Origin of the sequence: Marivirga tractuosa, from assembly GCF_042140215.1 — a bacterium.
GTDB lineage: Bacteria > Bacteroidota > Bacteroidia > Cytophagales > Cyclobacteriaceae > Marivirga > Marivirga tractuosa_A.
The window spans coordinates 3840065-3853184 of sequence record NZ_CP159478.1; the positions used below are offsets into that span (position 1 = coordinate 3840065).

11 protein-coding genes are annotated in these 13120 nt (G+C 33.7%); 6 read left to right on the top strand and 5 right to left on the bottom strand.

Annotation, left to right across the window (positions count from 1 at the left end):
• The first annotated feature begins 18 nt into the window (after positions 1-18).
• Positions 19-1275: an aspartyl protease family protein gene (locus ABWH96_RS17225; RefSeq protein ID WP_375578748.1), complete on the top strand. Its 1257-nt coding sequence runs from the start codon at positions 19-21 to the stop codon at positions 1273-1275.
• Here ABWH96_RS17225 and ABWH96_RS17230 read toward each other — a convergent pair.
• On the bottom strand, positions 1268-1747 hold the full coding sequence (locus tag ABWH96_RS17230) for a hypothetical protein (RefSeq protein ID WP_375578749.1): 480 nt from the start codon (positions 1745-1747) through the stop codon (positions 1268-1270). The two genes, ABWH96_RS17225 and ABWH96_RS17230, sit on opposite strands and share 8 nt — an antisense overlap.
• Positions 1748-1894: 147 nt before the next feature.
• Between ABWH96_RS17230 and ABWH96_RS17235 the strand changes: the two genes are divergently transcribed.
• Positions 1895-3367 carry an SDR family oxidoreductase gene (locus ABWH96_RS17235; RefSeq protein ID WP_375578750.1) on the top strand — a complete coding sequence of 491 codons (1473 nt, stop codon included), beginning with the start codon at positions 1895-1897 and terminating at the stop codon, positions 3365-3367.
• Here the strand turns inward: ABWH96_RS17235 and ABWH96_RS17240 are convergent.
• Positions 3331-4356, bottom strand: a complete 1026-nt coding sequence (locus ABWH96_RS17240) for a glycosyltransferase family protein (RefSeq protein WP_375578751.1) — start codon at positions 4354-4356, stop codon at positions 3331-3333. The genes ABWH96_RS17235 and ABWH96_RS17240 overlap by 37 nt on opposite strands.
• A 195-nt stretch (positions 4357-4551) precedes the next feature.
• Between ABWH96_RS17240 and ABWH96_RS17245 the strand changes: the two genes are divergently transcribed.
• The 4 genes from ABWH96_RS17245 (at position 4552) to ABWH96_RS17260 (ending at position 8895) form a co-directional block, all read left to right on the top strand.
• Entirely contained in the window at positions 4552-4905 is a 354-nt protein-coding gene (locus ABWH96_RS17245) for a hypothetical protein (RefSeq protein ID WP_375578752.1), read from the top strand.
• Between the two features lie 91 nt (positions 4906-4996).
• On the top strand, positions 4997-6574 hold the full coding sequence (locus ABWH96_RS17250) for a SulP family inorganic anion transporter (RefSeq protein ID WP_375578753.1): 1578 nt from the start codon (positions 4997-4999) through the stop codon (positions 6572-6574).
• Positions 6575-6617: 43 nt separating this feature from the next.
• Positions 6618-8237, top strand: a complete 1620-nt coding sequence (locus ABWH96_RS17255) for a SulP family inorganic anion transporter (RefSeq protein ID WP_375578754.1) — start codon at positions 6618-6620, stop codon at positions 8235-8237.
• Positions 8238-8268: 31 nt separating this feature from the next.
• Positions 8269-8895, top strand: a complete 627-nt coding sequence (locus ABWH96_RS17260; protein ID WP_375578755.1) for a carbonic anhydrase family protein — start codon at positions 8269-8271, stop codon at positions 8893-8895.
• A gap of 45 nt (positions 8896-8940) precedes the next feature.
• On the opposite strand, the gene ABWH96_RS17265 is transcribed toward ABWH96_RS17260, so the two are convergent.
• From ABWH96_RS17265 to ABWH96_RS17275, 3 genes are all read right to left on the bottom strand, one after another.
• Entirely contained in the window at positions 8941-9588 is a 648-nt protein-coding gene (locus tag ABWH96_RS17265) for a protein-L-isoaspartate(D-aspartate) O-methyltransferase (protein ID WP_375581496.1), read from the bottom strand.
• Between the two features lie 220 nt (positions 9589-9808).
• Complete coding sequence (locus tag ABWH96_RS17270) at positions 9809-10546, bottom strand: phenylalanine 4-monooxygenase (RefSeq protein ID WP_375578756.1); 738 nt, start codon at positions 10544-10546, stop codon at positions 9809-9811.
• Between the two features lie 256 nt (positions 10547-10802).
• Positions 10803-13097, bottom strand: a complete 2295-nt coding sequence (locus ABWH96_RS17275; RefSeq protein WP_375578757.1) for a carboxypeptidase-like regulatory domain-containing protein — start codon at positions 13095-13097, stop codon at positions 10803-10805.
• Positions 13098-13120 lie beyond the last annotated feature (23 nt).

Sequence of the window (13120 nt, forward strand, 5' to 3'; positions counted from 1 at the left end):
CAACATCCAATTTAAATCATGATTAAAAAGAGTATTTACTATACTTTTTTCCTATTCCTTATACTAACTGCTGAAATTAAAAAAGTTTCAGGGCAAAACTTGAAATTTGGCTTTGAAATAAATGATAACAAAAGAAGTACCACCATTCCATTCGAATTAAATAGCAACCTTATAATCGTAAATGTTCTATTTGAAGGTGTGATTCCGTTAAAATTTATTGTTGATACAGGAGTTACCAATACCGTCTTAATTGATAAATCATACAGCGACATTTTAAGTATAGAACCTGACAGAAAATTAACCTTAATTGGAGCTGCTGGTATAAAAGAAGTCGAAGCCTACATCGTAAATAGAACAAGTGTTAAAGTAGGGAAGATTACAGGAAGCAATATCCCATTATTAATTCTAAAAGAAGACTACTTAAACCTACAGAAAAATCTAGGTATAAAAATACATGGCATATTAGGCTATGATTTTTTTAAAAATTTTATTGTTAGGGTTGATTACAAAAATAAGTTGATGAAATTCTACCGTCCAGAATATTTCAATCGTCCCCTGATTTTCTATAAATCGATAGACATGAAAATTGAACAGAGCAAACCTTACATATTCCAGAAATTAAAGCTAAATGATTCAACTGAAATACTTTCTAAACTCATGATTGATACTGGTGCCTCTCATCCGCTCATGTTACATAAAAACAGCAGTGAATTGATACAACTACCTGAGAAAAATGTGCGAGATATACTTGGCGCTGGAATTGCTGGATCTATTGAGGGGCATGCTGCGAGAATTCCTCAAATTTCGTTAAATAAGTATACTTTAGAAGAAGTTGTAACCAATTATCCAGATTCTGGAGTATATCAGGACATAATTAGAAATACAGGAAGAAACGGAACTATAGGTGGAGGAGTCTTAAAAAGATTTAAACTATTTTTTGACTACGGTAATGAAAAGTTATACCTAAGAAGAAATAGTTTAATTAAAGAAGAGTTCAAACACGATATGAGTGGGATGTCTGTTGTAGCAAAAGGAGAATATTATTTGGAGCCTTATTATGAGATTGAGAGAGTGAGAGAAGATACGCCCGCATACGAAGCAGGTCTTAGAAAAGAAGACAAAATAATAAGTGTTAATGGCAACTCGGGGCTCGATCTTAGTCTAGAAAAAATAAATAAAACTTTAAGTAAAAAGGAAGGTAAAAAAATCAAAATGAAAGTAAAAAGAGGAGATGAGATACTATCCTTTAGTTTTTATCTTAAAGCATTTATATAAACATTCTTTTAATATTTCTTTTGCCAGAGTAGTACTTGAGCCTAAAGAATTGTTGCGTCTTTTTAAATTTAAGAGCATTTCTTAAAGCACTATAAATTCGTTTACTATCAATGTTTTCTTTCAATAAATATTCTTGAACACCAGAAGTTACCTCTTGTCTATTATGTGACTTTAATAAAGTAATAGAAATAGCTTCCTTGCTCAATTCATTTATTGTTTTAATAATTGCTTTTAATGGATTAATACCCATATTATCATCTAAAAGTATACAATTAGGATGAGTAAGATGAATCTTATTTAACATATCTGCATGAGAAAAAGCTGTTTCTATTCGCTTTACCTTATCCTTTAAATCAAATAACTTTTCATAAATTATACTCATTTCTAGAGGATTATTACCTACCAAAAGTACACTTATTTCATTATCAGATATTGATTTTTTCGGGATATTGATAATATTTCCACCTTTCATCTTTCTTTGTTTAATACAATAATATATTATATAAATTAAATATAATAAAGTTGATTTATATTCACTAGTAATATTCTATAACAAGCCATAATTAATCGATTAACGAATAATACAACTTTTCGGATTTTGATTGGTTTTATTATCATTATGAAGATTCTATTGACAGGAGCAAATGGTTATATAGGCAGGAGATTATTGCCAATTTTAGTAATGCAAGGACATGATGTTATCTGTCTGGTAAGGGATAAAAGGAGAATTGAACTAGAAGAAAAAATAATAGATAAGGTTCAGTTCTATGAAGCTGACTTATTAAAACCTGAACAACTGGAAGATTTACCAAAGGATATTGAAGCTTCTTATTATTTGGTTCATTCATTAGGTAGCTCTTCAAGTAGCTTCCAACAAATGGAAAAGGATACTTCTCAAAATTTTGTAGATGCGATTGATAATACAAATTGCCAACATATCATTTACTTAAGTGGAATTTCAAATGATGAATCCCTTTCCAAACATTTATCTTCTCGGAAAAATGCAGAAACCATATTAGCAAAAGCCAAAGCAAATTTAACAGTATTACGTGCAGCTATTATTATAGGCTCTGGCGGTGCTTCCTTCGAAATTATTCGTGATTTAGTAGAGAAATTACCTGTAATGGTGGCCCCAAAATGGTTAAGAACTCGATGTCAGCCCATAGCCATTCGAAATGTAATCAACTACCTTTCTGGTATAATTGGAAAAGAGCAATCCTATGGTAAAACATATGATATTGGCGGTCCTGATATATTAACTTATAAAGAGATGCTTTTAATTTTTGCCAAAGTGCGAGGATTAAAAAGATATATTATTACGCTTCCCGTTTTAACACCACGTTTAAGTTCTTATTGGCTTCATTTTGTAACTGCAACAAGCTACAAAATTGCCAGCAGCTTGGTGGATAGCATGAGAAATGAGGTGATTGTAGAAAATAAAGGAATTGAAGATATTGTTCCTCAAAAACTAATTCCTTACAGCGAAGCAGTCAAAATGGCTTTCGATAGAATTGCTCAAAATGAAGTAGTATCAAGTTGGAAAGATGCTTTTGCTAGTTCGAAAATCAATACAGAATTAATGGAGTTTGTTCAAGTCCCAACTTACGGTTGTTTTATGGATAAAAGAACCACTACGTTTGAAAGAGACCGTTCTGAAGTATTACAAAATATTTGGAAAATAGGTGGTGACCGGGGATGGTATTATTGGAATTTCCTATGGAAGTTAAGAGGATATATGGATAAAGCCGTTGGAGGGGTTGGTCTTAGAAGAGGAAGAAGAAGCCATGATCAATTAGTAGCAGGGGATTCACTTGACTTTTGGCGAGTTTTAATTGCTGACAAACAAGAAGGGCGTTTGCTCCTATTTGCTGAGATGAAATTACCAGGTGAAGCATGGCTGGAATTTAAAATTTCCAAAACTGAGGAGGGTAAAAATAAAATTACTCAAACTGCAACTTTCCGACCTCATGGTTTATTCGGTAGACTGTATTGGTACAGTATATTCATATTTCATGAATTCATTTTTAAGGGAATGATGAACAGAATTATTTCCCATCAAGATAGTGATAAAGAAGCTGTGGTGATTGGATAGTCCAATTTGACATTTTCTGAAATCAATTTATGAACAATCTCTTCCGTTTCATCTGGAAAATGCATTTTTGCATTTTGTTCTTGATTAATGAATGTTGATAGTATATTTAAATACTTCAAATGAAGGGAATCAAGTACCTCTACACCTAATTTTTTTAAAGCTACGGCATTACATTGTTGCTCGTACTGACCTTTCATTGGAATAACCAATAATTTCTTTTGTAGAAATAAGGCTTCAGAGGGTCCCTCAAAACCTGCACCGCATATAACACCTTTGCAGCTACTTAAGCTTTTCAAATATAGCTCATTTTCAATAGGAATTATTTCTACATTTTTGATAGTTCTCCTGGTAAAACTATGCTTACTAAAAACTTGAAAATGAGCTTCAATTTGTGATAAAACCTTAATAATTCTTCTATCACTATAGGCAGGAAGATATACAGTATAATGATCTCCCTCTTTTATCTCTAAAGCCCTAACTTCCTTTCGGATTATAGGGTAATGAATTTTTTCAGCATAAGTACGAAAATGAAAACCATAAACACTAGATGCAGGTGCATAATATTTTAAAATTAAATACCCCAACCAATCGGTTCTATTTGGTTTAGGCGAAAAAGGATGAATAACTGCAGATTGATGGCTTAAACTCACACATTTTTTGGCTTTCAAAAGACAAGCCCAGGCAGAAACTGGTTCAAAATCATTAATAATTAAATCATATTGCCTAACATTCAAACTTAAAATTTCATTGATTAGCCGAATGAAATTCACTCTTTTTAATGTTTTGAAGATATCTACCCCTCCTTTTTTACCAAAAATAAAACTCAAGCCCTTAAACTGATATTGGATTTCATAATTTAATTTAACTTCTGCTTGGGTTCCGCTTATTAAAATATCTAATTCTCCGTATTGTTTTAAAATAGGAATAATATCCCTCGCCCTGCTGATGTGACCATTACCTGTACCTTGTATTGCATATAAGATTTTCATAACTAATTTTTATGAAAGATATGTATACAAGATGAACTGATTATCAAGCAAAAATCATCAAATCATGAATAATTAGTCCATAAAATAAAATAGGATTTCTACATTCGATTTAAAAGCAAGCGTAACCTTTTCCATTCATTTAAGTATTTTATATTCTATATTTAAATTTTTAATACTTAATTTTGAAGTAATAAAGTGAAATTAATTCAAGTTACCATATCAGCCTTCTTTTTTGTATGCCTCTTTAATGTGGCTTTCATCCCACAACTATGCTTAGATGCAGTTGAAGATTTACAACACCAAGAAGTTAGTGATAATATCTTAGGGGAAGAATCAACCAACGGTTTGAATATCTTTGAAGAAGAAAGCAAAGAATCCTCAAAAGAAAACAATGAAGACGAAAAAAGCGGATTCAATTTAAAAGTAAATGGACACTTACGCTCTTCTATATTTAGTACCATTCATGAATCATTGGTAAATAACTTCTTTCACTCTAATCTTTACCAATCCGTTCCTATTCTAAAAATAACTCCCCCACCCAAAGCTTAATAAAGCTCTCTCAAACTGTATTGGACAAGTATGCTTGTTCAATAAATAACAACGCGGTTACTTTTTTACAATAATTCAATAATTGATAACAATGAGTGAATCAAAATTTTCAAAATTTACAGGGATTACTTTTAAACACTTCAAAAATGACTCTCTTTCGAGTTTAGTAGTATTTTTAGTGGCTATGCCATTATGCTTGGGTATCGCCTTAGCATCAGGCGCACCACTATTTTCAGGTTTGGTAACTGGAATAGTTGGTGGTGTGGTAGTTTCATTACTAAGTGGAAGTCAATTAGCTGTTTCAGGCCCAGCAGCAGGATTAGCTGTTATAGTCTATAATGCAATTGAAGACATAGGGTTTTTCGAAGGTTTCTTAGTAGCAGTAGTACTTGCTGGAGTAATCCAATTAATATTAGGCTTTCTAAAAGCCGGTACTATTGGAAATTATTTTCCTTCATCGGTAATCAAAGGAATGTTAGCCGCCATTGGTATCCTCTTAATTATTAAGCAAATACCACATGTTTTCGGTTATGATGAGGATTATTTGGGTGATTTAGACTTTTGGCAAAATAATGGTGAAAATGCCTTGAGTGCTTTGGGTTCTGCATTTAATAATATTGACCCAACTGCTTTCCTAATTGCTATTGTATCATTAATAATACTTATAGGCTGGAACTACATTAAAATTAATAGCATAAAATCAATTCCTGCTCCATTAATTGTAGTTTTTGTAGGTGTTGGGATAAATGCACTATTTATGTTTCTAGAAAACGGTATGGCTTTATCTCAAAAGCATTTGGTGACTATTCCTGTTTTAGGAGAAGATACTTCTTTCGAAAATTTATTCGTTTTTCCTGATTGGTCCGTTTTAACAAATCCTGTTATTTATACTGCTGCAGTTACAATTGCCATAGTAGCAAGTTTAGAAACTCTTTTAAGTATTGATGCAGTTGACAAATTAGATCCACAAAAAAGAAGAACACCCTTGAATAGAGAAATGAAAGCACAAGGTGTGGGTAATATAGTTGCTGGTTTGATTGGTGGATTACCTATGACAGCAGTTATTGTACGAGGTACTGTAAACATTAACTCAGGTGCGAAAACAAAATTATCAGCTTGGTTACACGGTATATTATTGATAGTTGCAATTCTTTTAATCCCAACCGTTATTAATATGATACCTTATGCAAGTTTGGCAGCAATTCTATTAGTAACTGGATATAAATTAGCCAATATTAATTTGATTAAGTCTATGTACAAAGTAGGGCCAAGTCAGTTTTATCCATTCATCATTACTATTGTAGCCATCGTTTTCACCGATTTATTAATCGGTATTATCATCGGTCTTTTAGCAGGATTCCTTAATATCTTACTCAAAAACATGAAAAATACTTATTCTTTTGATAAGGATTCTCATAAAGAAGGAGAACCTATTCGACTAGTATTATCAGATGAAGTGTCTTTCTTGAATAAGGCCAGCATGGTAAAAACTTTGGATGAAATACCTGAGAATTCAAAAGTGATTATAGATGCTAGAAAATCATCATTCATTGATTTTGATGTAATTGAAGCAATTGAATTATATACTAATGAAGGTGCTCAATATAAAAATGTTGAGGTTGAATTACTAGGCTTCGATGAATTTCACAAAAAATATAGTTTCAAATAGATGAATAATCATTTTTTCATACAAACCATAAATTTTTTTAGAAATGAGCAATTTTCATCCTTTAAAAAATTTAAAATCTGATATACCCGCCAGTATTGTAGTATTTCTTGTTGCTTTACCTCTTTGTTTAGGTATTGCATTAGCATCAGGCGCTCCTTTATATTCAGGCTTAATAGCCGGTATAGTTGGCGGTATAGTCGTTGCATCATTAAGTGGGTCCCACGCTGGAGTTAGTGGGCCTGCGGCTGGTCTAGCTGTTATAGTGCTCGCTGCCATTCAGGACCTGGGGAGTTTCGAGATTTTCTTGATGGCAGTTGTTTTAGCCGGAATTATCCAGATAGTTATGGGTTTTCTCAAAGGAGGTATCATAGCCTATTATTTTCCTTCATCGGTTATAATGGGAATGTTGTCGGGCATAGGTATCATTATTTTTATCAAGCAAATACCTCATGCTTTTGGTTACGATAGAAGCCCGGAAGGTGATTTAAGCTTTAGCAGTAATGGTGGTGAAAACACTTTTACCGAACTCCTAAATATGCTTGATTTCATAAGCCCGGGAGCCTTAATTATTACAGCTGTTTCTCTGGCAATACTTTTACTATGGGAAACTAGCTTTATGAAAAGTAAGAAAATATTCCAGTTGATACCAGGTCCTTTAGTGGCTGTAATAAGCGGAATATTCTTAAATCAGCTTTTTATTGGTATGCCGGATTTTGCACTTCGTGCAGATCAGTCTGTGAATGTTCCTTTAGCAGAAAGCTTTAGTGGGTTTTTAGGTAATTTTACATTCCCTGATTTGGCCGCATTAACAAACCCTCAAATATACATAACTGCAGTGGTAATTGCGGTAGTTGCAAGTTTGGAAACTTTATTATGTGTGGAAGCTACTGATAAGTTGGATCCATATAAGCGAGTAACCCCTACTAACCGTGAATTAAAAGCTCAGGGAGTGGGGAATATTATTTCCGGAATGATAGGCGGTTTACCAATTACACAAGTAATTGTCAGAAGTTCTGCCAATATTCAATCCGGAGGAAGAACAAAAGCATCTGCTATTATTCATGGGTTTCTATTATTAGGAAGTATTATAGCTATTCCGTATTTACTTAACCTCATTCCCCTGGCAACTTTGGCTGCCATTTTATTTATAGTAGGTTATAAATTGGCTAAACCTTCCCTTTTCAGAAAAATGTACAAACAAGGAAAGGGGCAATTTATACCATTTATTGCAACCATTTTAGGTATAGTATTTACAGATTTATTGGTGGGGCTAGGCATTGGTTTAGTAATAGCTATTTTCTATATTCTTTTAAATAACTATCAAATTACGCTTAACACCAAGCATGAGAGAAAAGAAGATGGTAAGGATTTGATGAGATTGGAATTGGCTCAGGAATTAACTTTTATCAATAAAGCAACGATACTAAAATCTTTGGCTAATATTCCTAAAAATACCAAAGTAGAAATTGATGCTAGCAATACCCGTTATATGCATCATGATATTTATGAAATTATAGAGGATTTCAGAATAAGCGCTAAAGAAAGAGATATTGAGGTGACTATTATAAACCTTACAGAGCCTGTTGAGGGGCCAACACCTCCAAAATTCACAGTTACCACTCATTCTGATGAAGGCGAAGATTTTAAAGAAAAAATAAACTAAAAAATTTAATTAAGCTTAATAAATAAGAATTATGAAGACACAAACGGAAAAAAGTCAAGCAGCACTTAACCCGCAAAAAGCACTTTCTCTTTTAGAAGAAGGAAACAAACGTTTTGTTGAAAATTTAAAGGCTGATCGTAACCATTTGGATCAAGTAAATGAAACCAGAGATGGACAATTTCCTTTTGCGATAGTCCTTAGTTGCATTGATTCTCGCGTTCCTGCTGAGCTTATTTTTGATCAGGGATTAGGAGATATTTTCAGCGTAAGAATTGCTGGAAATTTCGTGAATGAAGATATTTTAGGCAGTATGGAATTTGCCTGTAAAGTAGCAGGGTCAAAACTTATTGTAGTATTGGGCCATACTAGTTGTGGAGCCGTTAAAGGTGCTTGCGATAATGTGGAATTAGGCAATCTAACCGGTATGTTAAAAAAACTGAAGCCTGCTATGGATGCAGTATCTACAGAGGGTGAACGCAGCTCTAAAAATGTGGAATTTGTACAAAAAGTAGCCGATAAAAACGTGGAGCTAACAATCGAACAAATCAAAGAGAAAAGCCCAGTTTTAAAGGAAATGCTTGATGAAGGATCTATCGGTATTGCAGGTGGAATGTATGATGTTGCCAGTGGTGAAGTTGAGTTTTATCACAAACCTTAAACTTTAAAAAAACTAAAAGGCTGGACAAAGTTTATTCAGCCTTTTTTATTGCCATCCCTGTTCGCCCTTCAGAGGTACAAAACTGAAATTAGAAAACACTTCTTTTACAATTTTCTTTTCTGAGTCTTTAGTTAAGCGAAGCATTTGCTGTGTTGTATTATCCCCTACTGGTATCACAAGGCATCCTCCAACACTTAATTGTTCAATCAATGCTGAAGGTACACTTGGCGCACCAGCAGTTACAATGACTTTATCATAGGGAGCATGGGCAGGAATTCCTTTTGATCCATCTCCACTAAAGAAATGAGGTTTATAACCCATCTGAGGTAAAAATCTTCGGGTGCGTTCATATAAATCCTTTTGATATTCAATTGTATAAACTTTAGCCCCAAGTTCACAAAGCACACATGCCTGATAACCCGAACCCGTACCAATTTCCAAAATCTTATCCCCAGGCTTTACTTTAAGAAGTTCAGATTGGAATGCTACAGTATAAGGCTGTGAGATTGTTTGACCATGCCCGATAGGAAACGCTTTATCTTGATAAGCATGTTCTAAAAAAGCATTTTCAAAAAACACATGACGTGGAATTTTACCCATAGCCGATAAAACTCTTTCATCTTGAATGCCTTTGTCACGCAGTTTTTGAATCAATTTTCTGCGCATGCCCTGATGCTTATAACTATCTTCCATCATAAATCAAACTTATGAAAAATTCAGGATAGGAGGAGAAAAAAATTTGAAATAAAAAAACCTGCCATCTTTTAAAAGCTGGCAGGTTTAATGGGACAAGCATTATATAAGTTTTGGTGAAAACACCAAAACGTGGGAGTGGGTTGACAACTCTCCCCTTTGAAGGTGTTTTCACCTTCAAACCATGAAAAAGTATTGTTTTGGCTTTAACTTACAATTTCTAAGGAATGCTCACCGGCTCTCTTTGCAGCCTATCCTCAATCACTTTCTCAATAAGCGGAAGTGAGCTATACAATTGCTCATAATCATCAATGATGAAGTATTTAGTCTGGAACTTGTCTTTTCTGTAACTACTGTCTATGATAGCTTCCACATCATAATCAAAATGTTCTGGCTCGTCCGAAATTGAGAATTTTGTTTCTCCTGGAGAAGAAATAATCCCTGCTCCATAAATTCTTAAATCTCCTTCTTCTCTAATCAAACCAAATTCGATGGTAAACCAGTAAATTCTGCTCAACAAATGAATAGCCCAGTCATTATCCAGATGCTTTAAACCAATTTTTGCCAAGCCTTGTAAAAAATCAACAAAGGGCTGATTGGTTAGCAATGGAATGTGTCCGAACACATCATGGAACATATCCGGTTCTTCTAAGTAATCCAACTGCTCTCTAGTTCTCAACCAGGTAGTAGCAGGAAATATCCTATTGCTTAAAAGCTCAAAGAACTTATCATCATCTACTATTCCAGGAACAGCGGCTACTTGCCATCCAGTTAAGTCTTTCAAATACTTATTGGTTTCCTTGAAATTGGGAATAGCTTTTTCAGTGAAACGGATTTTATCAATTCCTTCCACAAACTCCTTCGTGGCTACTTTTTTGATGTTTTGAAACTGTCTCCCGAAAAGGATACCCCAAACTTCTTGGTCTTCGGTGGTATAATTGTCATAAATTTGCTCCATGATACTAGTAATTAATTTTCAATGTTAGTGTTTAAAATTGGGACATAAAAAAAGCCCGATTCCAATGGAATCGGGCTTGGTATATTTTCTAATTGAAATATGTCTTACATAATATGCATAACACTACCATTACCGATTCCTGTCGGGACTTGATAATAGTAATAATATGTGTTGTGCGTAAAATTCATTTTGACAAATGTAATTGCGGAAATTTTAAAAACAAATAGATTTTATAACTTTTTAAAACCCTCCGCCTTCAAAAATTATATTTTAAAGAAAAATTTGGCATCCATCTAAACAATACGTATTGATAAACAGCCAATTCGTTTCGGTTACCAATCTTTCTTCGGAAATCATAACCCAAAGGGTTTTTCCTTCCATAGGCGTTAAAAAGACCAAAAATTATATCCCAGTAAGTACTTATCCCTGACTGCTTTGTTGAATAATTAGCTGAAATATCCAGTCTGTGATAAGATGGGAAACGTGCTCCATTTCTTTCGCTATATATGGGGACAGGATCATTGTTTTCCATATAAAATCCTATGGGTAATGTAACTGGTCTTCCTGACATATACATCCAAATACTGCTGATATCCCACTTTTTATTCAGCTTATACTGTCCCAATACTCTTAAATCATGAGGTATATCAAAAGGTGCGCTATAAGTATTTCCATCATTGATATCCTGAACAGTTCTTATTGCCCTTGAATAGGTATAGCTGATATTCCCTGTCAATCTTCCTGTTTCCTTTTTAAGCAATAGTTCCGCTCCATAAGCACTGGCTGAACCAGAACGCACCTCACCTTCTACAAAGGGGTTATTTACTATTTGTGCATGGTCAACATAATCAATCTGATTTTGTATCTTCTTATAATAAGTTTCAACCGATAAAAAATAGCCTGACTTCAGACTCTGGAAAAACCCCAACCCTAAAGCATCTACTAGTAATGGATTTATATTTCTATTTACTGGAAACCAGGTTTCCAAGGAGGTGTATGATAAGGCGTTATTCTGCAATATCTGCATATATTGGGCATTGCGAGAGTAAGATGCTTTTATGGATTTATTGTCTGTAATTTTATAATTAATACTAAGTCTAGGCTCTAAATTCCAATTATTATGATAAACTCCATTATGATTAAACATAGTGTCCGTCACGGAATATGCTTCATTGTAGCTATAGAAGGTAGCATACCCATAATTTTGAAATCCAGATAAACGAATCCCATAATTAACTCCAATCATTTCAAAAATCTCTAAATCCTGAAGAGCGTAAAATCCATATTCTAGTGCAGAAATTTCTGGAATACTACTTTCAGGTTGTGATCCGTTTTTACCCGGAATAAACTGATGATCAATGATTGCCCCACCAAATTTCACAGTATTATTAGGTAAATGAAAATAGGTAATATCCCACTTCAATTGACTGTCATAAAGTCCTGTCTTCCAACTATAATTACGAGATTCATCTTCAAATTCTAAGGAATTATCATATCTGCTATATATAAAAGAAAGGTTTGAAAAGAACTTTTTATTGAGCTGAGTATTCCACCTAAGAGTAGCAGAAGAATTACCCCATTCATTAAACAGACCATCTACCGAACGAATTCTATCTTGACCATTATACAATGTCAAAAACAGTTTATTTTTATCGTTCAACTTGGTACTGAATTTTGCATTAATGTCATAGAAGGAAGGTACCAATGGTAAATTGCTTCCTGGTGAGAAAGCCATATCTATTAGACTTTTACGCAATGATAATAAATAAGACGTTTTATCCTTTTGAATAGGGCCATTTGCTGAGATTGTTGCTGCAAACGGACTTAATCCTAATGAAAAATTATTTTTATTCAGATTACCATCCTTCATTTGAGTATCCATTACGGCTGATACTCTTCCACCATACTGAGCTGGCATATTGCTTTTATAAAGATTTACATGCTTAATGGCATCAACATTAAAAACTGAAATCAATCCAAATAAATGTGATGGGTTGTAAATTGGAGCCTCATCGATCATAATTAGATTTTGATCACTCCCTCCTCCTCTTACGAACATAGCTGAAGAGCCATCACCAATGGTTTTGATGCCTGGCTTTAATTGCATGGCTTTAATCACATCTGGCTCACCAAAAACAGTAGGCATTTTTCTAATCTCAGCTATACTTAATTTATTCAAACTAAATTCATTTCTCTCAATTTCCTTCTCTCGTCCTCCTATCACTTCCACTTCCTGCATAAATTCTTTTGCAATATCGAGCTTGATATTCTGTGTTTGATCATTCTCAAGTTTGATCTCTAATTGAATGGGCTCATATCCTACATAGCTTATATAAAGTGTGTACTCATCTTCTGGTAAGGTTAATGAGTAATAGCCATAATTATTGGTTACTGTCCCTGTTGAAGGATAATTTAAAGCTACATTAGCTCCAATGAGAATTTCAGCCGATGAGGCATCTGTTATATAACCACTTATGGTAAAGTGATTTTGTGCTACAGTAATAAAAGCTGTAGAAAAGAGTAGAAAAAATAAAGTAAGTTTTAATTTCATTGATTATATCAATTAGGTCTTAG